General features: G+C 65.0%; 1 protein-coding gene. It reads left to right on the top strand.

Annotation, left to right across the window (positions count from 1 at the left end; translation table 11 throughout):
* Window positions 1-91: 91 nt before the first annotated feature.
* A partial coding sequence (locus L0977_RS25330; protein WP_234267696.1) for an IS481 family transposase occupies window positions 92-1025 on the top strand: 934 nt, incomplete at its 3' end.

The raw sequence follows: 1025 nt of genomic DNA, 5'->3' as shown, positions 1-1025 counted from the left end.
CTAGCTGTGATGTCTCAATAGGTTGTTAACCCGGAAGGGTCTGGGAGACTGGAGTTACGACGCTTCAGAACTCTCAGAGGAATCCCCCCGGATGAACAGCCACAAGAATGCCAGAACCACCTTCGAAGGACGCAAGTTGCTGATCGAGCGCATTGCTGTGATGGGGCTGATGCCGGCGGCCGAGGCCGCCGGCATCAGCGTGCGCACGGCGCGCAAGTGGCGTGCTCGCTTCGAGCAAGAGGGCCTGGCGGGTTTGCCGGACCGCAGCTCGCGGCCCTTGAAGACCCGCAGTACCGTTGATGCCGAGTTGGCTGCGCGCATCGAGCAGCTCCGCCGCGCGCGCATGCCCATGCGACGCATCGCCGCCGTGGTGGGCCGCAGCGTGGCCACCATCAGCCGCGTGCTGGCGGGCATGGGCCTGTCCAGCCTGAGGGCGCTGGAACCACAGGTGCCCGCTGTTCGCTATGAACGCGACGCCCCTGGCGAGCTGCTGCACATGGACACCAAGAAGCTGGGCCGTATCGAGCACCCGAGTCACCGCGTCACAGGCGATCGGCGCGACGCCTCGCGTGGCGCCGGCTGGGAGTTCGCCCATGTGGCCATTGACGATCACTCGCGCTGCGGCTTCGTGCAGATGCACAACGACGAGCGCAAAGAATCGGCCGTGCAAGCGCTCAAGGCTGCGGTGGCGCACTACCGTGCCCTGGGTGTCACGGTCAAGCGACTGCTGACCGACAACGGCAGCGCCTACCGCTCCAGGCTGTTTGCCAAAACCTGCCAGGCCTTGGGCATCAAGCACACCTTCACCAGGCCCTACCGGCCGCAGACCAACGGCAAGGCCGAGCGATTCATCCAGACCTGCCTGCGCGAATGGGCCTATGGCCGCATCTGGAACAACAGCGCCGAACGCACCGCTTGGCTGCCATCCTTCCTGGCCTACTACAACGCCCGCAGGCCTCACTCGGCACTGGGCTACAAGCCTCCAGCATCCCGGCTCTCCGGGAACAACCTATTGCAACTCAACA

This window comes from Hydrogenophaga sp. NFH-34, assembly GCF_021401345.1.
GTDB lineage: Bacteria > Pseudomonadota > Gammaproteobacteria > Burkholderiales > Burkholderiaceae_C > Hydrogenophaga > Hydrogenophaga electricum.
This window is presented reverse-complemented; position numbering and strand designations above follow the sequence as displayed.